The sequence below is a fragment of the Streptomyces sp. NPDC091377 genome (assembly GCF_044757045.1).
Classification (GTDB): Bacteria; Actinomycetota; Actinomycetes; order Streptomycetales; family Streptomycetaceae; genus Streptomyces.
The window spans coordinates 214,232-236,831 of sequence record NZ_JBIVUE010000001.1 but is presented as its reverse complement, the minus strand read 5'-3'; the positions used below and the strand labels follow the sequence as shown (position 1 = coordinate 236,831).

General features: G+C 71.3%; 19 protein-coding genes, 1 tRNA gene and 1 pseudogene. 7 read left to right on the top strand and 14 right to left on the bottom strand.

The features are described from left to right. Positions 1 to 79: 79 nt before the first annotated feature. Positions 80 to 161 (bottom strand) — tRNA-Tyr (locus ACIQNG_RS01130). Positions 162 to 386: 225 nt separating this feature from the next. Here ACIQNG_RS01130 and ACIQNG_RS01125 point away from each other — a divergent pair. Next, a complete protein-coding gene (locus ACIQNG_RS01125) occupies positions 387 to 875 on the top strand; it encodes a YajQ family cyclic di-GMP-binding protein (protein WP_401436624.1) in 489 nt (162 codons plus the stop codon). 233 nt (positions 876 to 1,108) lie between these two features. Here the strand turns inward: ACIQNG_RS01125 and ACIQNG_RS01120 are convergent, their stop codons facing one another. Next, complete coding sequence (locus tag ACIQNG_RS01120) at positions 1,109 to 1,375, bottom strand: GlsB/YeaQ/YmgE family stress response membrane protein (RefSeq protein ID WP_401436621.1); 267 nt, start codon at positions 1,373 to 1,375, stop codon at positions 1,109 to 1,111. A 277-nt stretch (positions 1,376 to 1,652) separates the two neighbouring features. On the opposite strand from ACIQNG_RS01120, the gene ACIQNG_RS01115 reads away from it, so the two are divergent. Further along, the gene (locus ACIQNG_RS01115) at positions 1,653 to 2,900 is read left to right on the top strand and encodes an APC family permease (RefSeq protein ID WP_401482096.1); all 1,248 of its coding nucleotides are present in this window, start codon (positions 1,653 to 1,655) and stop codon (positions 2,898 to 2,900) included. Positions 2,901 to 3,137: 237 nt separating this feature from the next. Here the strand turns inward: ACIQNG_RS01115 and ACIQNG_RS01110 are convergent, their stop codons facing one another. Beyond that, positions 3,138 to 3,704, bottom strand: coding sequence for an SMI1/KNR4 family protein (locus tag ACIQNG_RS01110; RefSeq protein WP_401482094.1), 567 nt, complete (start codon positions 3,702 to 3,704; stop codon positions 3,138 to 3,140). A gap of 305 nt (positions 3,705 to 4,009) precedes the next feature. Between ACIQNG_RS01110 and ACIQNG_RS01105 the strand changes: the two genes are divergently transcribed. Next, positions 4,010 to 4,411: a YccF domain-containing protein gene (locus ACIQNG_RS01105; protein WP_401436614.1), complete on the top strand. Its 402-nt coding sequence runs from the start codon at positions 4,010 to 4,012 to the stop codon at positions 4,409 to 4,411. An 18-nt stretch (positions 4,412 to 4,429) separates the two neighbouring features. Here ACIQNG_RS01105 and htpX read toward each other — a convergent pair whose 3' ends face one another. The 11 genes and pseudogenes from htpX to ACIQNG_RS01050 form a co-directional block, all read right to left on the bottom strand. Next, positions 4,430 to 5,293: a zinc metalloprotease HtpX gene (htpX, locus tag ACIQNG_RS01100; RefSeq protein WP_401482092.1), complete on the bottom strand. Its 864-nt coding sequence runs from the start codon at positions 5,291 to 5,293 to the stop codon at positions 4,430 to 4,432. A 267-nt stretch (positions 5,294 to 5,560) separates the two neighbouring features. Continuing rightward, a complete protein-coding gene (locus ACIQNG_RS01095; protein ID WP_401436609.1) occupies positions 5,561 to 7,129 on the bottom strand; it encodes an NADH-quinone oxidoreductase subunit N in 1,569 nt (522 codons plus the stop codon). Then, complete coding sequence (locus ACIQNG_RS01090) at positions 7,126 to 8,700, bottom strand: NuoM family protein (RefSeq protein WP_401482090.1); 1,575 nt, start codon at positions 8,698 to 8,700, stop codon at positions 7,126 to 7,128. The genes ACIQNG_RS01095 and ACIQNG_RS01090 overlap by 4 nt, the downstream gene beginning before the upstream one ends. A 6-nt stretch (positions 8,701 to 8,706) precedes the next feature. Continuing rightward, entirely contained in the window at positions 8,707 to 10,701 is a 1,995-nt protein-coding gene (locus ACIQNG_RS01085; RefSeq protein WP_401482088.1) for an NADH-quinone oxidoreductase subunit L, read from the bottom strand. Further along, a complete protein-coding gene (gene nuoK / locus ACIQNG_RS01080; protein WP_401482086.1) occupies positions 10,698 to 11,162 on the bottom strand; it encodes an NADH-quinone oxidoreductase subunit NuoK in 465 nt (154 codons plus the stop codon). Before nuoK ends, ACIQNG_RS01085 begins: the two co-directional genes overlap by 4 nt. Continuing rightward, positions 11,162 to 11,935 carry an NADH-quinone oxidoreductase subunit J gene (locus ACIQNG_RS01075; RefSeq protein WP_401482084.1) on the bottom strand — a complete coding sequence of 258 codons (774 nt, stop codon included), beginning with the start codon at positions 11,933 to 11,935 and terminating at the stop codon, positions 11,162 to 11,164. Before ACIQNG_RS01075 ends, nuoK begins: the two co-directional genes overlap by 1 nt. A 397-nt stretch (positions 11,936 to 12,332) precedes the next feature. Next, positions 12,333 to 12,882, bottom strand: a pseudogene (locus ACIQNG_RS01070) (NuoI/complex I 23 kDa subunit family protein); the annotation flags it as partial. Positions 12,883 to 12,884: 2 nt separating this feature from the next. Continuing rightward, complete coding sequence (locus ACIQNG_RS01065; RefSeq protein WP_401436596.1) at positions 12,885 to 13,853, bottom strand: NADH-quinone oxidoreductase subunit H; 969 nt, start codon at positions 13,851 to 13,853, stop codon at positions 12,885 to 12,887. Then, a complete protein-coding gene (locus tag ACIQNG_RS01060; RefSeq protein ID WP_401482082.1) occupies positions 13,850 to 14,935 on the bottom strand; it encodes an NADH-quinone oxidoreductase subunit C in 1,086 nt (361 codons plus the stop codon). Before ACIQNG_RS01060 ends, ACIQNG_RS01065 begins: the two co-directional genes overlap by 4 nt. Beyond that, complete coding sequence (locus ACIQNG_RS01055) at positions 14,932 to 15,627, bottom strand: NADH-quinone oxidoreductase subunit B (RefSeq protein WP_401482080.1); 696 nt, start codon at positions 15,625 to 15,627, stop codon at positions 14,932 to 14,934. The genes ACIQNG_RS01060 and ACIQNG_RS01055 overlap by 4 nt, the downstream gene beginning before the upstream one ends. Beyond that, the gene (locus ACIQNG_RS01050) at positions 15,618 to 16,028 is read right to left on the bottom strand and encodes an NADH-quinone oxidoreductase subunit A (RefSeq protein ID WP_401482078.1); all 411 of its coding nucleotides are present in this window, start codon (positions 16,026 to 16,028) and stop codon (positions 15,618 to 15,620) included. Before ACIQNG_RS01050 ends, ACIQNG_RS01055 begins: the two co-directional genes overlap by 10 nt. A gap of 198 nt (positions 16,029 to 16,226) precedes the next feature. On the opposite strand from ACIQNG_RS01050, the gene ACIQNG_RS01045 reads away from it, so the two are divergent. From ACIQNG_RS01045 to ACIQNG_RS01030, 4 genes are all read left to right on the top strand, one after another. Next, positions 16,227 to 17,495 (top strand): sensor histidine kinase, encoded by a 1,269-nt coding sequence (locus ACIQNG_RS01045; protein ID WP_401482076.1) that lies wholly within the window; start codon positions 16,227 to 16,229, stop codon positions 17,493 to 17,495. Positions 17,496 to 17,883: 388 nt separating this feature from the next. Beyond that, positions 17,884 to 19,218 (top strand): sensor histidine kinase, encoded by a 1,335-nt coding sequence (locus ACIQNG_RS01040; protein ID WP_401436582.1) that lies wholly within the window; start codon positions 17,884 to 17,886, stop codon positions 19,216 to 19,218. A gap of 393 nt (positions 19,219 to 19,611) precedes the next feature. After that, entirely contained in the window at positions 19,612 to 20,283 is a 672-nt protein-coding gene (locus ACIQNG_RS01035) for a LuxR C-terminal-related transcriptional regulator (protein ID WP_401436579.1), read from the top strand. A gap of 239 nt (positions 20,284 to 20,522) precedes the next feature. After that, complete coding sequence (locus ACIQNG_RS01030) at positions 20,523 to 22,451, top strand: 2-oxoacid:acceptor oxidoreductase subunit alpha (RefSeq protein WP_401482073.1); 1,929 nt, start codon at positions 20,523 to 20,525, stop codon at positions 22,449 to 22,451. Positions 22,452 to 22,600 lie beyond the last annotated feature (149 nt).

Here is a 22,600-nt window from a genome sequence, read left to right as displayed (position 1 = left end):
AGATGACATCCCCTGCCTCCGGAACGACGAAAGGGTCTGTGAACAGCATTGCTGCTGTTCACAGACCCTTTCGGTCAAGTGGCGGCGCCAGGATTCGAACCTGGGAAGGCTGAGCCGGCAGATTTACAGTCTGCTCCCTTTGGCCGCTCGGGCACACCGCCGGGGATGCTGCCGTTCGAACCGCTTTTCGGCGGTCTTGGCTGGCAACGACGTAAACAATACCCGATACGCAGGGGTGCTTCGCCACCCGATTGATCGGCGCCCTGAGCCAGGTGGGTGGCTAGGCTGGTGCGGATGCGACCCGGTCCCGTGCCGGGCCCGGCGCCCGCTCGCGGGTACGCCGCGACGCACCCGACACGCACCTCGATACAAGGAGCCACAAGGACATGGCCGACTCCAGTTTCGACATCGTCTCGAAGGTCGAGCGGCAGGAGGTCGACAACGCCCTCAACCAGGCCGCCAAGGAGATCTCCCAGCGCTACGACTTCAAGGGTGTCGGCGCCTCCATCGCCTGGTCCGGCGAGAAGATCCTCCTGGAGGCCAACTCCGAGGACCGTGTGAAGGCCGTCCTCGACGTCTTCCAGTCCAAGCTGATCAAGCGCGGCATCTCCCTGAAGGCGCTCGACGCGGGTGAGCCGCAGCTCTCGGGCAAGGAGTACAAGATCTTCGCGTCCATCGAGGAGGGCATCTCGCAGGAGAACGCGAAGAAGGTCGCGAAGATCATCCGGGACGAGGGCCCCAAGGGCGTCAAGGCCCAGGTCCAGGGCGACGAACTCCGCGTCACCTCGAAGAGCCGCGACGACCTCCAGGCCATCATCGCCCTCCTGAAGGGCAAGGACTTCGACTTCGCGCTGCAGTTCGTGAACTACCGGTGATCAGCGGCGCGTAGCCGGTCGGTGGCTGGTGGGTGGTGGCTGGTGGGTGACGGGTCGCCGGTTGGCGGGTTGCCTGTCGGTGGGTCGCCAGTCGGTGGGTCGCCGGTCAGCGGGTCGCCGGTCGGCTGGTGGTCAGCGGGCGGGTGGTCGGCCAGCCGGGGTTGTTCGGCCGCAGGGGCGGGTACCGCGAGGGCCCGCCCTTCGCCATGTCCGGGTGCCCTTCCGGGCGGCCGTCACCTGCGTGAGTTGCCGAAGAGGAGGCGGTAGGCGATCAGAAGGACGAGGGAGCCACCTATCGCGGAGAGCCAGGTGGCGCCGTCGTAGAAGTCCTTGGAGATCGGGTGGTCCAGCCAGCGGGCGGAGATCCAGCCGCCGAGGAACGCGCCCACGACGCCGATCAGGGTCGTGCCGATGAAACCGCCGGGGTCGCGGCCCGGCAGCAGGAACTTGGCGATGGCTCCGGCCAGGAGTCCGAGGATGATCCAACTGATGATGCCCATGCCGTGAACCTGCCCTTTCGCGCTGTACCTGCGCTGTTCGCGCTGTGTGACTTTCGTCCCGTCGGGCTCCCGCCGGACTTCCGTCGGGTTCCCGTCGGACTCCGGCTGTCGTCCCGCTGAGTGGTCGGGCCTATGAGGTGTCGGGCCTCTGGGGTGTCGGAGGCGGTCCGGCACCCGTGGGCGGCGGTGGTGCGCGGCGCCGTTCGTTCGCGTCGCGTTGGTGAAGAAGACGTCCGCCCAGTACGTGGCGGTTGCAAGGATCAGTAGGGTGCGGCGCATGACACAGTCCTCCGGCGCCGGGCTGCGCCGCACCCTCGGGGTCGGGGACGCGGTCGTCATCGGGCTCGGCTCGATGGTCGGGGCCGGTGTCTTCGCCGCGCTGGCTCCCGCGGCCCGCGCGGCGGGGTCGGGTCTGCTGGTCGGGCTCGCGGTCGCCGCCGTGGTCGCGTACTGCAACGCCACCTCGTCGGCACGGCTCGCCGCCCGCTACCCCGAGTCGGGCGGTACGTATGTGTACGGTCGCGAACGGCTCGGTCCCTTCTGGGGATACCTCGCCGGCTGGTCGTTCGTGGTCGGCAAGACGGCCTCCTGTGCGGCGATGGCGCTCACCGTGGGCGTGTATGTGTGGCCGGGGCAGGCGCACGCCGTGGCGGTGGCAGCCGTGGTCGCGCTGACCGCGGTGAACTACGGCGGTGTCCAGAAGTCGGCCTGGCTGACCCGGGCGATCGTCGCCTTCGTGCTCGCTGTCCTCGCTCTCGTGGTGGTCGTGTGTCTGGGCTCCGGCGGGTCCGACGCCGGGCGGCTGGGTCTCGGCGCCTCCGGTGGGGTCGACGGGGTGCTCCAGGCGGCCGGGCTGCTGTTCTTCGCGTTCGCCGGGTACGCGCGGATCGCGACGCTCGGCGAGGAGGTGCGCGACCCCGCCCGGACCATCCCGCGTGCGATCCCCCTCGCCCTCGGCATCACCCTGGTCGTGTACGCGTGCGTCGCGGTCGCCGTCCTCTCCGTGCTGGGGTCCGGTGGTCTCGCGCGGGCCACCGCGCCGCTCGCCGACGCCGTACGGGCCGCCGGGCTGCCGGAACTGGTGCCCGTGGTGCGGGTGGGCGCCGCCATGGCCGCGCTGGGCGCGCTGCTCGCCCTGGTCCTCGGCGTCTCCCGGACCGTGCTGGCCATGGCCCGTGACCGGTATCTGCCCGGCGCGCTGGCCGCCATGCACCCGCGTTTCCAGGTGCCGCACCGGGCGGAACTGGCCGTCGGCTCGGTGGTCGCGGTACTGGCGGCCACGGTGGAGGTACGCGGCGCCATCGGTTTCTCCTCCTTCGGTGTGCTGGCGTACTACGCGATCGCCAACGCCTCGGCCTGGACGCTCGATCCGGCGCCCCGGGCGCGGCTGGTGCCGGTGGTCGGACTCCTCGGGTGTGGGGTGCTGGCGTTCGCGCTGCCGGTGGGGTCCGTGGTGGCCGGTGCGGGGGTGTTGGTGCTGGGCGCGGGTGGGTATGGCGTACGGCGGTGGTTGGGCGCGCGGTAGGGCGGGGGGGCGGGGTGCTCGGCGGGTGATCCGGGGCTGGTGGGGACGGGTGGGGGGTAGTGGGTGCTGGGTGCTGGTGGGTGCCTTCTCGGGTTGATGGAATTTCCGGGCGGGGGCCTCTCGGGGCGGTGGCTTTCCGTGTCGGGGGCTTCTGGGTGGGGCTCTTCCGAGCGGTGGCTTTCCGGGGCGGGGCTTCTGGGTGGTGGCTTTGTGGTCGGCGGCTTTCCGGTCGGGTGGTTACGGCTGCGGTGTCGCCTCTGTCCGTGCGCGGAAGGACTCCCAGGGGGTGGGTTCCGGGCCCTCGTTCGTCTCCTCGTACCAGCCCGTGCCGTCGAGCCAGGTGCGCAGCCAGGTGTCGAGGCCGGGGGCGTCCACGTACCAGGCGTGGTCGGCGTCGTCCGCGTTGGGTTCGAAGAGCAGGACGGGAGCTTGGGGGGCGAGGCAGTCCACGCAGGCGTACATTCCGCAGCCCCAGTGGGATATCGGGAGGACGCCGGCGGGCCAGGGCCAGTCGGGGTCGTCCGGGTTTCTCTCCCGTCGGGCCAGGTACTCGGCGACCGCGGACGACTCCTCGGCGGGTGAGCTGTCGAGCAGGGGCAGCAGGCCGTACTCCGGGCCGAATCCGCCGTCGCCTATCCGTAGGTACAACTCCGTGAGCAGCGGGGGCAGCGGGAATCCCAGGGCGGCCTCGGCGCGGGCCACCGTCGTGGGGTCCAGTGGCTCGGGGAGCGAAGTGCGGCCCCACGGGCGGTCGTCGTGGGCTTTGGCCCGCACCCGCCTCAGCAACTGCTCGTTCTCGGTCATGAGTTCATGGTGCACGGCGCCACTGACATTCGTGCGGGCCTGTGGATAACTCCGGGGTTGTGGAAAACCTCGGCGGCGATCGGAGGGGGCGGGGACCGCGTCGAGACCAGCCGACCCTCCGCCGCGCTGTCTCGGTCCGGTCCCCTGCCCCGCTCGCCCTGTGATCACGGCGGAACAGGAGGGTGTCTCCGTTTCAGGCGCGCCGGCGCCTTCACCGAGCCACTGCGTTTTCCCGTGTTCGCGTGGACGCTGGATACTGGCAGGTGAGACCAGACCCGAGCGGAGTCCGCAAAGGGGCGGTGACGGTGAAAATCATCAACTTGATCCTCAACATCCTGTGGTTGATCTTCAGCGGGATCTGGCTGGCGCTCGCGTACACGCTGGCCGCGATCATCTGTTTCGTGCTGATCGTGACCATTCCGTTCGGCGTCGCCGCGCTGCGGATCGCCGGCTACGTGCTGTGGCCGTTCGGGCGGACGGCCGAGCCGAAGCCGGGGGCCGGGGCCGGGTCGCTGATCGGCAATGTGATCTGGATCGTCTTCGCGGGCTGGTGGCTGGCGATCGGGCACGTCCTGACCAGCATTCCGCTGTTCCTGTCGATCATCGGGATCCCGTTCGGGTGGGCGAACCTCAAGATGATCCCGATCTCCCTGATGCCGCTCGGCACCCAGGTCGTACCGACCGACCGGCGGTTCGGCGGCTGGTAGGGGCCGCCGCCGCGCGGCTCACGGCCGGGGGCCCGCCATGCGTTCCAGACGGGAGATGCGCTCGGCCATCGGCGGGTGGGTGGAGAAGAGCTTGGACACGCCCTGACCGGGGCGGAACGGGTTCGCGATCATCATGTGGCTCGCGGTCTCGATCCGGGGCTCCGCGGGCAGCGGAAGCTGCTTGGTGCCCGCCTCCAGCTTGCGCAGGGCGCTGGCGAGGGCCAGCGGGTCGCCGGTGAGCTGGGCGCCCGAGGCGTCCGCCTCGTACTCGCGGGAGCGGCTGATCGCGAGTTGGATGACCGTGGCCGCGAGCGGGCCCAGGATCATGATCAGCAGCATGCCGAGCAGACCGGGGCCGTCATCGTCGTCGGAGCGGCCGATCGGGATGAGCCAGGCGAAATTGACCAGGAACATGATCACGGAGGCCAGGGCTCCGGCGACCGACGAGATCAGGATGTCCCGGTTGTAGACATGGCTCAGCTCATGGCCGATGACACCGCGCAGCTCGCGCTCGTCCAGGAGGCGCAGGATGCCCTCCGTGCAGCACACGGCCGCGTTGCGCGGGTTGCGGCCCGTCGCGAACGCGTTCGGCGCCTCGGTCGGGGAGATGTACAGCCGGGGCATGGGCTGTCTGGCCTGCGTGGACAGCTCGCGCACCATCCGGTACAGCGCGGGGGCCTCGAACTCGCTCACCGGACGCGCCCGCATCGCGCGCAGGGCCAGCTTGTCGCTGTTCCAGTACGCGTACGCGTTCGTCCCCAGGGCGATCACGACCGCGACGATCAGACCCGTACGACCGAAGAAGCTGCCGATGAGGATGATGAGCGCGGACAGTCCCCCGAGGAGAACTGCGGTCCTGAGCCCGTTGTGCCGGCGGTGCACGGTACGCCCTCCAAGTCGTGCGGCAGGGGAACCCTTTGCTGTCTTGATCTGCGATGCCACTGGTGTCGTGGTGTCACGTCCAGTGGACCCTCCCGTCTTGGTCAACGCCAGGCGAAGGCCGCTAGTTCCCTTTTGCGTGCGGGGGCGTGGGTGGGCCGTCCGGGTGAGGCCGCGCGGCTCTCGGTGAAGGGCTCCCGCTCGGAAAAGCCTCGGACCTCGGGAAGATCGGAAGGGGGCGGAAGGGACTGGAAGGGGTGGGGAGGGTGGTCAGAAGAGGGTGGTGTCCGCGAAGCGGAGGATGAGCTGGGGTGCGCCTGAGAGGGCGATGCCGATGACCGCCGTGAGCGCGATGGCGGCCGTGACGGGGGCCGGGGCGCGCTGCGGCAGCGTCTCACCGGTGGGGGCGGAGCGGGCCGCGGTCTCGCCGTGCGGGGCGCGGAAGAGCAGCGCGGTCCACTGGAGGTAGTAGTACAGGGCGATCACGACGTTGACGGCCATGACGACGGCGAGCCAGCCGAGGCCCGCGTCGACGGCCGCCGAGAAGACGGTGACCTTGGCGAACAGGCCGATGATTCCGGGCGGCAGTCCGGCGAGGCAGAGCAGGAAGAAGGCCAGGAGGAGCGCCGTGAGGGGGTTGGTGGCGTACAGGCCCCGGTAGTCGGCGACCCGGTTCAGGGGCTTCGTACGGGTCACCAGGGCGGCCACCGCGAAGGCGCCGAGGTTCACGGCGGCGTACATGAGGGCGTACGACAGCGTGGCGCCCACCGCGCGCTCGGCGTCGGCGTCGGCGGCGTCGGTGGAGTAGCCGGCGGCGGCGATCGGGACGAGGAGGTAGCCGGCCTGGCCGACGGAGGACCAGGCGAGCAGCCGGATCGCGCTGTACGCGCGCGTGGCCTGTTGCCGCAGGGCGCCGACGTTGCCGACGGTCATGGTGAGCGCGGCGAGCACGGCCAGTGCCGGGGCCCAGACGTCGGCGTAGGACGGCAGGGCGATCACCGTGACGAGGACGAGGCCGGAGAAGCCGACCGCCTTGCCGACGACGGACAGGTAGGCGGCGATCGGGAGGGGGGCTCCTACGTAGGTGTCCGGCACCCAGAAGTGGAACGGTACGGCGGCTGTCTTGAAGGCGAAGCCGATGAGGGTCAGGACCACGCCGGTCTGGGTGAGGGTGCCGAGCCGGCCGTCGACGTCCTGGACGCGCTCGGCGATCTCCGTGAGGTGGAGGGTGCCGGTGGCGGCGTACAGGAAGCTGATGCCCATGAGGCTGACGGCGGTGGCGGTGACCGAGGAGAGGAAGAATTTCAGGGCCGCCTCGGAGGACCTCCGGTCGCCGTATTTGAGGCCCACCAGCGCGAAGGCGGGCAGGGAGGCGACTTCCAGGGCGACGATGAGGGTGGCCAGGTCGCGGGAGGCGGGCAGCAGGGCGGCGCCCGCGGCCGAGCACAGCAGCAGGAACCAGTACTCCCCGTCGGGCAGTCCCCCGCGCGCGTCCCTGAGCGCGGTGACCGACAGAAGGGCCGTCAGCAGCGCGCCGCCGAGGACCAGGAACTGGACGACCAGGGTGAACCGGTCCGCGGTGTAGCTGCACACCTCCGGGTCGCCGGTGAGGCAGAACGTGGAGCGGTCGCCGTTCAGGAGGGGCAGCAGCATCGCCGTCGCCGCGGTGAGGCCCGCGAGGGACAGCCAGCCGAGGAGCGGTTTCCTGCGTTCGTCCACGAAGAGGTCGGCGACGAGGACGGCGAGGCCGACGACGGCCGCGATGGTGGGCGGCGCGATGGCCAGCCAGTCGACCGACTGGACCAGGGACGCGGCCTGCGGCTGGGCGAGGGCGCTCATCGGCTGCCTCCTGTGAGGAGTTGCTGCACGGCCGGGTCGGTGAGGCCGAGGAGGGTCTTCGGCCACAGTCCGGCGACGACGGTGAGGGCGACGAGCGGGGCCCAGGCGGCATATTCGTACGTGTGTACGTCAGCGAGTCGGGGCGCGTCGTCCGGGACCGTGCCCATGCAGACGCGGCGGACCACGATGAGGAGGTACGCGGCGGTCAGGAGGGTGCCGAACGCGGCGACCGACATGAAGGTCAGGAAGGCGGGGCGGCTGAGCCCGTCCGCCGGGTCGAACGCGCCGAACAGCGCGAGCATCTCGCCCCAGAACCCGGCGAGGCCGGGCAGTCCGAGGGAGGCGACGGCGGCGAAGGCGAGCAGTCCGCCGAAGCGCGGGGCCCTGCCGTAGAGGGCGCCGCCGGTCTGTGCGGCGAGCGCGTCGAGGTCGGTGGTGCCGGTCCGGTCCTTCACCGCGCCGACCAGGAAGAACAGCAGTCCGGTGATGAGGCCGTGGGCGATGTTGGCGAAGAGGGCGCCGTTGACGCCGGTCGGGGTCATGGTGGCGATGCCGAGCAGGACGAAGCCCATGTGACCGACGGAGGAGTAGGCGATGAGCCGCTTCAGATCGCCCTTCGCGCCCCGTTGGGCGAGGGCGAGGCAGGCCAGGGAGCCGTAGATGATCCCGACGACGGCGAAGGCGGCGAGGTAGGGCGCGAACGTCCGCATGCCGTCGGGTGCCGCCGGGAGAAGGATCCGGACGAACCCGTACGTACCCATCTTCAGCAGCACACCGGCCAGCAGGACCGAGCCGACGGTCGGGGCGGCGGTGTGGGCGTCCGGCAGCCAGCTGTGCAGCGGCCACATCGGGGTCTTGACTGCGAGCCCAAGACCGATCGCCAATACGGCGATGACCTGCACGGATGTGGTCAGCGACCGGCCGTTGTCAGTGGCGAGTGCCACCATGTCGAATGTGCCCGCCTTGAGACCGATCAGGAGCAGGCCGAGCAGCATGACGACGGAGCCGAGCAGCGTGTACAGGATGAACTTCCAGGCGGCCTCGGCCCGGCCCTCACCGCCCCAGCGGGCGATGAGGAAGTACATCGGGATCAGGACCATCTCGAAGGCGAGGAAGAACAGCACCAGGTCGAGGACGGAGAAGGCGGCGAGCGTGCCGGACTCCAGGACCAGCAGCAGGGCGACGAACGCCTTCGGGGTCGGGCCCGCGGGCGGCTTGAAGTAGGAGTGGAGCGCGCAGAGGAAGGTCAGCAGCGCGGTCATGACCAGAAGGGGGAGGGAGATGCCGTCGATGCCGAGGTGGATGCGCACGTCGAGCGCGGGGATCCAGCTGATGTCCGTGCTGGCCTGCATCTTCGACGGCCGGCTGTGGTCGAAGCCGAGCACCAGCACGTTCACGGCGAGGAGGATCGCGCCGGTCACGGTCACCGCGTGGCGGAGCACGGCCTGGTCGGGCGACTTCCCCTTCAGTCCGGGCGGGGCCGGGAGAAGAGCGGCGACGGCGCCGAGGAGCGGGCCGACGACGACGAACGCGAGAAGGAACTGCATCACGGACTCGTTGATATCGATCACGCCTGCTCACGCTCCGGTGGCGACGAGGACGGCGGCGACCGCGAGAACGACGGTGCCGGCGAGCAGCGCGCTCACATAGGTCTGCACATTGCCGGTCTGGGCGCGGCGCACGGCGGCCCCCAGCCAGCGCGGTAGCGTTCCGGCCCCGCGTACGTAGGTGTCGACCACCTCGCGGTCCAGGAACCGGACGAGTCGCGCGCCGGCCAATACCGGGCGGACGAAGAGCGCCGTGTACAGGGCGTCGACGTGGAATCCGGCTGCGGCGGGGCGGTACAGCGGGCCGAGCAGGACCCGGCCGGGGTCGGCCGGGTCGGGCGCCCGGGCGATGTCCCCGTAGGCGGGCTGGTGGGTGGCGATGGCCTCGGCCTCGACGAGTCCGGCGTCGGCGTCCGGGTGGGCGGCGACGGCGCCGATGGGGGTGCGGTCGGCGAGCGCGCGGGTGTGGCGCCAGGCGGCGTAGGTGACGATGCCTCCGGTGAGCGCGGCGCCGGTGCCGAGGACCGAGGTCAGCAGGGTCGGGCCCAGGTCGCCGCCGTCGAACCAGCCCTGGAGTCCCGGGTAGGCGAACCCGCCGAAGGCGAGGGAGGGGGCGGCGAGGACCCAGAGCACCAGTGTCATGGTGAGGGGCTGGCGGCCGTGGTCGGGGGCCTCCTCGCCGCGGCCCCGGAAGGTGAGCAGCCACAGGCGGCTCGCGTAGGCGGCGGTGAGGACGGCGGTGACGAGTCCGGCGACCAGCACGATCCAGCCCGCGGCGCCGGGGGCGGGCCCGCCGTGGCCGACGGTGACCTGTTCGGCGGCGCCGAGCACGGACTCCTTGGAGAAGAAGCCGCTGAACGGCGGGATCGCGGCGAGGGCGAGCAGCGCCACGGTCATCGTCCAGTAGGCGTCGGGGACGCGTTCGCGCAGGTCGCGCATGCGGGACATGGCGGCGAGCGAGTTGGTGCCGGCGGCGTGGATGATCACGCCGGCGGCGAGGAAGAGCAGCGCCTTGAAGGCGCCGTGGGACAGGAGGTGGAAGACGGCGGCGCCGCGGTCGCCGACGGCGAGGGCGCCGGTCATGTAGCCGAGCTGACCGATCGTCGAGTAGGCGAGGACGCGTTTGATGTCGTCCTGGGCGAGGGCAGCGAGGGCGGAGCCGGCCATGGTGATCGCGGCCATGACGGCGAGGACGACCATCGCGACGGCGGACGCCTGGAAGACGGGCAGCAGCCGGGCGACGAAGTAGACACCGGCGGCGACCATCGTCGCGGCGTGGATGAGGGCGGAGACGGGGGTGGGGCCCGCCATCGCGTCGGGGAGCCAGGTGTGCAGCGGGAACTGCGCCGACTTGCCCGCGACACCGGCGAGGAGAAGGAGGGCGATCAGGGTCGGCTGGTCCAGCCCGCCGTGGGCGACGGCGTCCAGGATCTTGGTGATCCGGAAGGACCCGGCGTCGGTGGCGAGGGCGAACAGACCGATGAGGAAGGGGACGTCGCCGAGCTTGGTGACCAGGAACGCCTTGAGGGAGGCGGCGCGGGCCTCGGGGGTCTCCCAGTAGTGGCCGACGAGGAAGTAGGAGCAGATGCCCATGACCTCCCAGCCGACGAGCAGCACCATCAGGTCGCCGGAGTAGACGACCAGGAGCATCGCGGAGGTGAACAGCGAGACGAGGGCGGCGTACGAGGGGTAGCGCGGGTCGTCGCGGAGATAGCCCATCGAGTAGATCTGCACACAGCAGGCGATGAAGGCGACGAGGACGGCGACGAGCGCGGCGAAGCCGTCGATGTACAGGGCGAGTTCGATGGGGACGGAGCCGGTGGGCGTCAGCTCGGTGGCCGCGTCGATCGGGGCGTCCCCGCCTTGGCGGACGGCGACCAGCACGGTGAGGACGAGCGAGGCGAGGGCCGGCAGCACGGCGAGCGGGCGGACGAACCCGGGTCCGCCGCGGCCGACGGAGAGTCCGGCGGCGGCGCCCAGGAAGGGCAGGAGGGGGACGAGGACGGCGAGGGTGGTCGTGGTCACGCGGTGGCCTCAGCCTTCTCGGCGGGCTCGTCGGGCTTCTCGTCGGGCTTCTCGGCGGCCGGGCTGCCGGTCGCGGGGAGGTCGCCGTCGGGGCCTTCGCCGCCCGGGGCGGTGCCGGGGCCGCTGTCGGGGTCGTCGCCGTGGCCCTCGGCGGTGTCGCGGAGCCGGTCGATGTCCGAGGTGCCGCGGTTGCGGTGGACGGCGAGGACGATGGCGAGACCGATGCCGATCTCGGCGGCGGCGATGGCGATGGTGAACAGGGTGAGGGCCTGGCCGGAGTGCAGGGTCTCCTCGGCGGTCCTGCTGAGCCAGACGTCGAAGGCGACGAGGTTGAGGTTGACGGCGTTGAGCATCAGCTCGACGGACATCAGGACCAGGATCGCGTTGCGGCGGGCGAGGACGCCGTAGAGGCCGATGCAGAAGAGGAGGGCGGACAGCACGGTGGGATAGGCGAGGTGCATCAGCGGGCGCCTTCCTGGTCCGTGGGCGTGACCGCCCCTGCCTCCGGCGGGACGGGGGTGTCCCGGGTGGGGGTGGGGGGTGTGGGGCCGGTGAGCGTCGGCGTGGGGGTGATGGGCCTGGGGCCGGACGTGGTGGGCGTAGGGCCGGACGTGGTGGGCGTGGGGGTGGTGGGCGTGGGGCCGGACGTGGTCGGGGTCGCGGTCGCGGCCTCGGTGGTCTTCGCCTTGCGGGACAGGACGATCGCGCCGACCAGGGCGGAGAGGAGGAGGACGGAGAGGGCCTCGAAGGGGAGGACCCAGTTCTGGAAGAGGCTCTCGCCGGTGACGCGGGTGGAGCCGGCGGCGGGGCCCTCCAGGTCGATCCAGGTGGTGCGGAAGGCGTCCACGACCACCCAGACCAGGGTCGCGGCGGCGACGACGGCCACGGCGAGGGCGACCCAGCGGTTGCCGGAGTCGGCGTCGGGGCTGCGGCCGATGGGGGCCTTGGTGAGCATCAGCCCGAACAGGAGGAGGACGACGACCGAGCCGACGTAGATCAGCACCTGGACCCAGGCGATGAACTCGGCCGTGAGCAGCAGGTACTCGACGGCGAGGCCACCGAGGGCGACCACCAGCCAGAGCGCCGCGTGCACGAGTTGGGGGGTCGTGACGGTGATGACCGCGGCGCCGAGGGTGACGAGGCCGACGAGAAGGAAGGCGATCTCGACGCCGGTCGGGGAGAGAAAGCCGTGCGACTCGGCGGCCGAGGTCAGCGCGGCGGAAGCGGGGCTCATCTGTCTCCCTCCTGCGGCGGGGTGGTGGGGTCGGGACCGGGATCGCCGGTGGCGGGATCGTGGGGGGTGGGATCGCCGGTGGCGGGGGTGTCGGTGCCGGAAGCGGGGGTGTCGGTGTCGGTGCCGGACGTGGGGGTGCCGGGACCGTCGGTGTCGGAGGCGCCCTTGCGGGAAGCGTCCGTGCGGGAAGCGTCCGTGCCGGGGGTGGGGGCGGCTTCGGACGCGGGGCCGGTTGCGGATCCGGGCGTAGGTCCGGCCTCCGGCCCAGGCACGGGGCCGGGGCCGGCATCGGGCTGGGGGCCGGGGCCGGCATCGGGCTGGGGGCCGGGGCCGGCATCGGGCTGGGGGCCCGCTTTGGGGTCGGGCGTGGGACCGGGGTTGGGGGCGGGGGGTGTGGTGGTGAGTTTTTCTGTTGATTTGCGGGCCGCGGTGATCTCCTTCGGTTCCTCCGCGGCGGGGTCGAGGGCGGGTGGGGCCGGGACGGTCCACATCCACTCGCGGAGTTTGTCGCGCTCGTGGGTGAGTTCGCGGATGTCGGTCTCGGCGTACTCGAACTCCGGTGACCAGAACAGGGCGTCGAAAGGACAGACCTCGATGCAGATACCGCAGTACATGCACAGGGCGAAGTCGATGGCGAAGCGGTCCAGGACGTTGCGGCTGCGCTCGCGGCCTCCGGGGGCCGCCGCCGGGACGGTCTCCTTGTGGGAGTCGATGTAGATGCACCAGTCGGGGCACTCGCGGGCGCAGAGCATGCAGACCGTGCAGTTCTCCTCGAACAGACCAATCACCCCCCGCGTACGGGGCGGGAGGTCGGGCTGGACGTCGGGATACTGCTCGGTGACCGACCTGCGGGTCATCGTGCGCAGGGTGACGGCCAGCCCCTTGGCGAGGCCGCTGCCGGGGATGCGGGACCGGGTGGAGCCGGTGGGCCGGGAGGACTCGGCCATGGCTACTGGATCACCACCTTGACGACGCCGGTGAGGGCGATCTGGGCGAGGGCGAGCGGGACGAGCAGGGTCCAGGAGAACCTCTGGAGCTGGTCCTCGCGCAGCCGGGGGTAGGTGACGCGCAGCCAGATCACGATGAACGCGAGGACGGCGGCCTTCAGGAGCGTCCAGACCCAGCCGAGGCCGTCGGCGCCCCAGGGTCCGTGCCAGCCGCCCAGGAACAGGACGGTGGTCAGACCGCACAGGACGACGATCCCGGCGTACTCGGCGAGGAGGAACAGCGCGAACCGCAGACCGGTGTACTCGGTGTACGCGCCGAAGATGATCTCGGAGTCCGCCACCGGCATGTCGAACGGCGGGCGCTGGAGTTCGGCCAGTCCCGCCACGAAGAACACGATCGCGCCGACGATCTGCCAGGGCAGCCACCACCACTCGAAGGCGTCGAGGATGCCGGGCAGGGACACCGTGCCGGCCGCCATGGCGACGGAGGCGGCGGCGAGCAGCATGGGGAGTTCGTAGGCCAGGAGCTGGGCGGCGGTGCGCAGGCCGCCGAGGAGGGAGAACTTGTTCGCGGAGGCCCACCCGGCCATCAGTGAGCCGAGCACGCCGACGCCCATCACGGCGAGGACGAAGAACACGCCCGCGTCGATCACCTCGCCGACCGCGCCCTCACCGGGGCCGATCGGGATGGCGAGCAGGACGAGGAGGTACGGCAGGAGCGCGACGGCCGGGGCGAGCTGGAAGATCCTGCGGTCCGCGCCGGACGGTACGACGTCCTCCTTCTGCGCGAACTTCACCCCGTCGGCCACGAGTTGGGCCCAGCCGTGGAAGCCGCCCGCGTACATCGGGCCCAGGCGGCCCTGCATATGGGCCATCACCTTGTGCTCGGCCTGGCCGACGAGCAGGGGGAAGGTGAGGAAGACGACGAAGACGATCAGGAGTCGCAGGGCGACGTCGAGAGCGTCGTTCACTGCCGGCCTCCTTCCGGGTCTTCGGGGGTGGCAGGGGATTCGGGGGTGGCAGGGGTTTGGGGGGTGGCAGGGGTTTGGGGGGTTCGGTCTTCCTCGGGGGCCGGGCGGGCGTGGTGCCAGGGGGCATCGGGGCTGCGGGGTGCGGGCCTGCCCGTCCCCTTCGACTCCTTGGACTCCTTGGACTCCTTGGACTCCTTGGACTCCTTGGACTCCCTGGACTCCCTGGACTCCTTGGACTCCCTGGGCTCCATCGGCTCCCCGGGCTCCATCGGTTCCTTGGGCCCCATCGGTTCCGTGGGCTCCGTCGGTTCCGTGGGCTCCGTCGGTCCGGTGTCCTCCGTCCGTTGTGACGCCGAGCCGCCCGACGCGCTGCGGGCTCGGCGGGGGCCGCCGGTCGTCGCCTGTGACGCCGAGCCCTCCGACGCCGTACGGGAACGTCGTGCGGGACGGTCCGGGCGGTCCCCCGCCGCCGCGCGGCCCGCGCCTCGGGCCGGGCGGGAGGGGGCCGGGGGGAGTTGGCCCTTCTGGGGCCCCCACTCGTTGGGGTCGGGGACGCCCGGCGGGAGCATCTGGCGGCGCTTGGGGCCGCCGTGCTCGGACTCGCCGGGTTCCTTGGCCCCGGGCCACGCCTTGACGACCCGGGAGGCGAGGACGAAGTCCTTGCGCAGGGGGTGGCCTTCGAAGGTGTCGGGGAGGAGCAGGTGGTCGAGGGCGGGGTGGCCGGTGAAGTCGACGCCGAACATCTCGTGTGTCTCGCGTTCGTGCCAGGCGGCGCCCGCGTAGACGCCGACGGCGGACGGAAGCGTGGGGGCCTCGTGCGGAACGGTGGTGCGCAGCAGCAGCCGTCGTACCGGCGCGAGGGCGACGACATGGGCGGCGACGCGGAAGCCGGTGCCGGGTTCGTCGACGGCGCTGAGCCAGTCGAAGTAGGCGCAGCCGAGGTCGTCGCGGGCGGTGCGCAGGGCGTCGGTCCAGGTGGCGGGGGGTACGTCGACGGTGAGGAGGTCGTAGGACTCCTCGGCGGTGGCCTCGGCGCCGAAGAGTTCGTCGGCGGGGGCCGGCAGCCAGCCGACGGCGGTCATCGGGTCTCCCCCTCGGCGGCGGGCGGGCTGACCAGGCCGCTCTGGAGCGCGGCGGCGGAGGGGCGGGCGGGGCCGGTGGCGTAGCGCTCGCCGAGCGACTCGCGGGCGATCTTCTCCTGGAGCTTGAGGATGCCCTGGAGCAGGGCCTCGGGTCGGGGCGGGCAGCCGGGGACGTAGACGTCGACGGGGATGATCTGGTCGACGCCCTTGGTGACGGAGTACGAGTCCCAGTACGGGCCGCCGCAGTTGGAGCAGGCGCCGAAGGAGATGACGTACTTCGGCTCGGGCATCTGTTCGTACAGGCGTTTGACGGCGGGGGCCATCTTGTCGGTGACGGTGCCGGAGACCACCATCAGGTCGGCCTGGCGCGGGCCCGGCGCGAAGGGGATGACGCCGAGGCGGATGAAGTCGTGGCGGGCCATGGACGCGGCGATGAACTCGATGGCGCAGCAGGCGAGGCCGAAGTTGAAGACCCAGAGCGAGTAGCGGCGGCCCCAGTTCAGGACGACCTTCATCGGCTCGGGGGCGAGCCGGGCGAGGGCGCCGAGCCGCTTGGGCTCGGGGAGCCGTACGGGTTCGGGAAGGTCCACGGGTCCGGCGACGGGAGCCGGGGTGGAAGCGGGAACGGGAGCGGAAGCGGGAATGGGAACGGGAACGGGGTCCGGGTCCGGGTCCGGAGAGGTCACGTCCATGTGAGGACCCCCTTCTTGTAGGCGTAGAGCAGTCCTACGGCGAGGAAGCCGAGGAAGATGAACATCTCGACCAGGGTGGTCGCGCCGTAGCCGGGGTCGGCGAAGACGGTCGCCCAGGGGAAGAGGAAGATCGAGTCGACGGCGAAGATGACGTAGAGGAAGGCGTAGACGTAGTAGCGGACCTGGGTGTGGGCCCAGCCCTCGCCGACGGGGTCGACGCCGCACTCGTACGTCATGAGCTTCTCGGGGGTCGGCACGACCGGCCGCAGCAGGCGTCCGGCGCCGAACGCGACGGCGACGAAGAGCACGCCGAGCGCGGCGAGCAGTCCGACGACCGAGTACGACTGGAAGTAGTCCGCCGCGACGAGCACGGTGGTCGGTACGACGGTCGGTTCCCTCACGTCCGCCCCTCACTCCCTGGCCCGTCCCGGCCTCGGCCCCTGGTACGTCTTGTACGTCGTCGCACGGGAGTCTAGGCCCTGCTCAACGCGCCGTAAGCAGCCTGTCGGGCTCGGAACGCGGAGGGTGGGGTTTTCCTCAGTGCGACCGGGCGGCCCCCCTCATGGCGTGGAAGTCCGCCGCCAGGCACGCTGGCCTGTATGACCGAACGAATCCCGCAGCCGGACGCCGTGGACGGCAGGGCCGACGCGAGCACCAGGGCCGGTGCCGGCGCCGCCGGTGCCCGGGCCGGTGCCGGTGAGCGCCCGCCCTCACCCCGGCCTGCCTACGACACCCGCACGTGGAAGGAGATCACGCATCTCCTGGCGAATCTGCCGATGTCGCTCATCGGCTTCGTCTACGCGGCGGTGGTGGTGTTCACCGGCGTTCCGCTGACCGTGACGGTGATCGGGTTCCCGCTGCTCGCGGTGGGGCTGATGGGGGCCCGGCAGCTCGGCCGGCTGGAGCGGGCGCGGGCCCGTGCGCTGCTCGGGGTGCGGGTGGACGAGCCGAGCCGGATGTCGTGGCGCCGCAACCGGCGGGACGGGGTGCTCAGCGGGATCTGGCTGATGGTCAAGGATCCGGTCGGCTGGCGGACGCTGCTGTACGACTTCATCCGCCTCCCCTGGGGCGTGTTCACCTTCGCGGTGACGCTGGTGTCGCTGCTGGTGCTCTGGCCGGTGCTGCCGTACATCGCGCGGGGACTGGCCAATGTGGACCGGGCGATGGTGCGCGGGCTGCTGTCGCCGTGGGACGGGCTGGAGCGGCGGATCGCCGAACTGGAGTCCGACCGGGGGGTCGTGGTGGACACCGCGGCGGCCGACCTGCGGCGTATCGAACGGGATCTGCACGACGGGGCGCAGGCCCGGCTGGTCAATCTGGCGATGGGGCTGGGGCTGGCCAAGGAGAAGCTGCTGGAGGATCCCGACACGGCCGCGACGATGGTCGAGGAGGCGCACGGCGAGGTGAAGCTGGCCCTCCAGGAGCTGCGGGATCTGGCCCGGGGCATCCACCCGGCTGTTCTGACGGACCGGGGGCTGGACGCGGCGCTGTCGTCGGTGGCCTCGCGGTGCACGGTGCCGGTGAAGGTGACGGCCGATCTGCCGGAGAGGCCGGCCGAGGCCATCGAGGGCATCGCCTACTTCACCGTCTCCGAACTGCTCCAGAACGTCAGCAAGCACAGCGGGGCGCGGTCGGCGGCGGTGGATGTGTGGCGGTCCGACGAGCGGCTCCTCATCCAGGTCTGGGACGACGGCCGCGGCGGCGCGAGTCTGGACCGCGGTACGGGCATGCGAGGGCTGGCCGAGCGGCTGGGCGCGGTGGACGGACTGTTCGTGGTGGATTCCCCCGAAGGGGGTCCTACGACGGTCACGGCGGAGCTGCCTTGGCGCGAGCGGGAGCACGCGCAGGAGCGGACGCGGGGACGGTAGCCGGGAACCGGTGGCCGGGAGCCCGTGGCCGGGAGCCGGTGGCCGGGAGCCGGGAGCCTCGGGCGAGAGCCGGGAGCCAGGGAGCCTCAGGCGAGAGCCGGGAGCCGGGAGCCTCAGGCGAGAGCCGGGAGCCGGGAGCCTCGGGCGAGAGCCGGGAGCCGGTGGCCGGGAGCCGGGCGCATCAGGTGAGAGCCGTGGCCGGGAACGGGGGGGGCGGTGGCCGTGGCGCTGCGGGGGGGGTAGGGAAAACCCCCCTCCCAAGACTCCGACGGACTCCATGGTCCGGAGGGCGCCGGGCCGGGAGGCTGTGCGTACGGACGAGAGACCCGCCCTGAGGCGAGTCGGCGGCGAGCAGGACCAGGGACAGGGACAGGACGGGACGGAGCCGATGACCACAACCGAGTACGGGCACGGATACGGGGCCGACTACGGTCCCCGGGGCGGGCGGCGGCTGCCGGCCGGGCTGCGGGCGCCGTTCGCGGGGCGGGCCTGGCGTGAGTTCCTGTACGTGATGCTCAGCCTGCCGATCAGCATCGTGCTGTTCGTCTACGCGGTCACGATGTTCTCGCTGGGCGCCGGTCTGCTGGTGACCTTCCTCGGTGTGCCGGTGCTGGCCGGCGCGCTGGCGGGCTGCCGGGGCATGGGGGCGCTGGAGCGGGCCCGGGCGCGTGGGCTGCTCCAGCTCGACGTGGCCTCGCCCGAGCCGTTGCGGGTCCGCAAGGGCGGCGCGATGGCGTGGATCTGGGCGGTGCTGAAGAGCGGCTCGTCGTGGCGGGCGCTGCTGTACTCGGTGCTGCATCTGCCGTGGGCGGTCTTCTCGTTCAGCGTGGCGCTGACCGTGTGGGTGACGGGCTGGACGCTGATGACGTACCCGCTGTGGTTCTGGGTCTTCCCGACGTACGGGGAGCAGGACGGTATCCAGCTGTACGGCGACGAGACGCACCGGATGTATCTGGACAACCCCTTCGAGATCGGGGTGACCGCGCTGGTGGGGGTGTTGATCGTGCTGGCGTCGCCGTGGATCGTGCGGGCGCTGACGACGGTGGACCGGCTGATGGTGCACGGGCTGCTCGGCCCCTCCTGGCTGGCGACGCGGGTCGAGGAGCTGGAGTCGGACCGGGGGGTCGTGGTGGACACCGCGGCGGCCGACCTGCGGCGTATCGAACGGGATCTGCACGACGGGGCGCAGGCCCGGCTGGTCAATCTGGCGATGGATCTGGGGCTGGCGAAGGAGAAGCTGTCCGAGGACCCGCAGGCCGCGGCGCGGATGGTGGACGAGGCGCACGGTGAGGTGAAGACGGCGCTCCAGGAGCTGCGGGACCTGGCCCGGGGCATCCACCCGGCCGTCCTGACGGACCGCGGGCTGGACGCGGCGCTGTCGTCGGTGGCCTCGCGGTGCACGGTGCCGGTGCAGGTCGAGGTGGATCTGGTGGAGCGGCCGGCGCCGGCGATCGAGGGGATCGCGTACTTCACCGTCTCCGAGCTGCTCCAGAACATCAGCAAGCATGCACGGGCCAGGTCGGCCTGGGTGGATGTGTGGCGGGTGGAGAACCGGCTGATGCTCCAGGTTGTGGACGACGGGGTGGGCGGCGCGGACACCGAGCACGGTTCCGGTCTCGCCGGGCTCGCGGAACGCCTGGACGCGGTGGACGGGATCCTGGTCGTGGACTCGCCGCCCGGGGGTCCGACCCGGGTGACGGCGGAGCTGCCGTGGCGTAGGTGACGGCGGGGCGGGCGTCCGGACCGGAGTCGGCGGGCGGGCGAACGGGCGGGGAGGGTGCCATGCCATCGGCGGGCGCCCTCTCCGGCGCGTGTCCGGCTCACGCCGATCGCCCACATCGCCGACCCCGCCCATATCGCCGACATCGGCCACATCGCCGACCCCGCCCACATCACTGACATCGGCCACATCGCCGGCATCGCCCACATCAGCGATATCGGCGATATCAGCCACATCGGGGATATCGGCGCACACTCCCCGAAAAACCATAAGAGCCCACACCCCCACCCCCACCCATACACACTCAGCTCTGAATGCTGGAATGCTGGACTTGTTCGTGGTGTGGGATTGAGCCGGTCGTCGGGGACGGCGGGCCGGGCTGGGGGGCCGAGGAACGTGGAGGACAGAGTGCGGGTGGTCATCGCCGAGGATTCGGTGCTGCTGCGGGAGGGGCTGACCCGGCTGCTGACCGACCGGGGGCACGATGTGGTCGCGGGGGTCGGTGACGCGGAGGCGTTGATCAAGACGGTGACCGAGCTGGACTCCGAGGGCGGGCTTCCGGACGTCGTCGTGGCGGACGTACGGATGCCGCCGACGCACACGGACGAGGGCGTCCGGGCGGCGGTGCGGTTGCGCAAGGCGCATCCGGGGCTCGGGGTACTGGTGCTGTCGCAGTACGTGGAGGAGCGGTACGCGACCGAGTTGTTGGCCGGTTCCAGTCGCGGGGTCGGGTATCTGCTCAAGGACCGGGTGGCCGACGTCCGGGAGTTCGTGGACGCGGTGGTGCGGGTCGCCGAGGGCGGTACGGCGCTGGACCCCGAGGTCGTCGCGCAGTTGCTCGGGCGCTCCCGGAAGCAGGACGTGCTCGCGGGGCTGACTCCCCGGGAACGGGAAGTGCTGGGGCTGATGGCGGAGGGACGTACGAATTCGGCCATCGCCAAGCAGCTCGTGGTGAGTGACGGAGCCGTCGAGAAGCATGTCAGCAACATCTTCCTGAAGCTCGGGCTGTCCCCGAGCGACGGGGACCACCGGCGGGTGCTGGCGGTGCTCACCTACCTGAACTCATGACCGCCCGCCTCACCCGTACAGCCTGAACAGCGGGAACGGCCCGCCTCCCCCGTACAGCCCGTACGGATCGGCTCAACGGCTGTGTCCCGGCGGTGCCCGTCCGGGTGGCGCGTCGTCCCCGGGGGGTGTTCATCATGCGAATGGCTCCGGGTGGGCGGCCCTTGCGGACGTAGGGTTGATCCGGGTGGGCCTGCGGGAAGGCCGCACCTCGACAGCCGCCTCGAAGGAGGTCCAGTTCAGTGACGAGCCAGGTCAGCAGCGAGACGGAACAGGGCGACGGAACCGTCGTGGGAGAGCAGCGCAAACCGGCGGGGGCGAAAGACATCCGCCGGCTGGACCGGGTGATCATCAGGTTCGCGGGTGACTCAGGCGACGGTATGCAGCTGACGGGGGACCGGTTCACGTCGGAGACCGCCTCGTTCGGCAATGACCTGTCGACGTTGCCGAACTTTCCCGCGGAGATCCGTGCTCCGGCGGGGACGCTGCCGGGGGTGTCGTCGTTCCAGCTGCACTTCGCGGACCATGACATCCTCACCCCCGGTGACGCGCCGAACGTGCTGGTGGCGATGAATCCGGCGGCGCTGAAGGCGAATGTGGGTGATCTGCCGCGGGGGGCGGAGGTCATCGTGAACACGGACGAATTCACGAAGCGGGCGATGCAGAAGGTCGGCTACGCGGACAATCCGCTGGAGGACGGTTCGCTGGACGGCTACCACCTGCATCCGGTGCCGCTGACGACCCTCACGGTGCAGGCGCTGAAGGACTTCGGTCTGACGCGCAAGGAGGCCGAGCGCAGCAAGAACATGTTCGCGCTGGGGCTGCTGTCGTGGATGTACCACCGCCCGACGCAGGGGACGGAGGAATTCCTCAGGACGAAGTTCGCGAGGAAGCCGGAGATCGCGGCGGCCAACATCGCGGCGTTCCGCGCGGGCTGGAACTTCGGGGAGACGACGGAGGATTTCGCGGTCTCCTACGAGGTGGCGCCGGCCGCCGCCGCGTTCCCCGCCGGGACGTACCGCAACATCTCCGGGAACCTGGCCCTGGCCTATGGTCTGATCGCGGCGAGCCGCCAGGCCGATCTGCCGCTCTATCTCGGCTCCTACCCGATCACCCCAGCCTCGGACGTGCTGCACGAGCTGAGCCGGCACAAGAACTTCGGGGTACGGACCTTCCAGGCCGAGGACGAGATCGCGGGGATCGGCGCCGCGCTCGGTGCCGCGTTCGGCGGCTCCCTCGCCGTCACCACCACCAGCGGTCCCGGTGTGGCGCTGAAGTCGGAGACGATCGGCCTCGCGGTGTCGCTGGAACTGCCGCTGCTGGTGATCGACATCCAGCGGGGCGGGCCTTCGACCGGCCTGCCGACCAAGACCGAGCAGGCCGACCTGCTCCAGGCCATGTTCGGCCGCAACGGTGAGGCGCCGGTGCCGATCGTCGCGCCGCGCACCCCGGCCGACTGCTTCGACGCGGCGCTGGAGGCGGCCCGGATCGCGCTGACCTACCGCACCCCGGTCATGCTGCTGTCCGACGGCTACCTCGCCAACGGCTCCGAGCCCTGGCGCATCCCCGCGACCGGGGAACTCCCCGATCTGCGGGTGCAGTTCGCGCAGGGCCCGAACCACACGCTGGAGGACGGGAGCGAGGTGTTCTGGCCCTACAAGCGTGATCCCGGGACCCTCGCCCGGCCCTGGGCGGTGCCGGGGACGCCGGGGCTTGAGCACCGGATCGGCGGCATCGAGAAGCAGGACGGCACGGGGAACATCTCCTACGACCCCGCCAACCACGACCACATGGTCCGCACCCGGCAGGCCAAGATCGACGGCATCGCCGTGCCCGACCTGGCCGTCGACGACCCCGACGGGGCCCGCACCCTGGTCCTGGGCTGGGGCTCCACCTACGGGCCGATCACCGCGGCGGTACGGCGGCTGCGCGCGGCCGGGCTGCCCATCGCCCAGGCCCACCTGCGCCACCTCAACCCCTTCCCGCCGAACCTCGGAGAGGTGCTGAAGGGGTACGACAAGGTCGTGGTCCCCGAGATGAACCTCGGCCAGCTCGCCACCCTGATCCGCGCGAAATACCTGGTCGACGCCCACAGCCACAACCAGGTCAACGGCATGCCGTTCAAAGCCGAGCAGCTCGCCACGGCGCTCAAGGAGACCATCGATGGCTGAGACGACCGCACCGGACACGAGCACCGCACCGGACACGGGCACGGCCCCGGCCACGGGCCCCGGCACCGGCCACGGCCCGAGTACAGGCCCCGGCCCCGGCCCGAGTACAGGCACTGGCACCGGCACCGGCACGATCGAAGCCCTCTCCC